Raw genomic sequence first — 235 nt, forward strand, 5'->3', positions numbered from 1 at the left:
GTGGACAGCGCGGCGACCTGCGCGGAACTCAGTCCGGAGATCGCCGTATTGGTGACCGCCGAGAAATTGCCGCCGAGGCCGGAGATCGCGGCGGTGGTGAGTGCCCCGAGCTGCGAGGAACTGAGGCCGGAGATGGCCGCCGTGCCGAGCACGCTCGCTTCGGCCGAGGTGAGGCCGGTGAGGGCCGCGGTGGTGAGCGAGTCGAAGGTGGTGCCGAGCGCGGAGGTATCGGCGG

General features: G+C 71.1%; 1 protein-coding gene. It reads right to left on the minus strand.

All coding sequences use genetic code 11. The features are described 5' to 3' along the window. Positions 1-235, minus strand: a 235-nt coding sequence (locus tag ACYQ6W_RS22755; protein ID WP_459678600.1) for a hypothetical protein, incomplete at both ends; no start/stop codon positions are given.

The organism is Acidisoma sp. 7E03 (assembly GCF_054665075.1).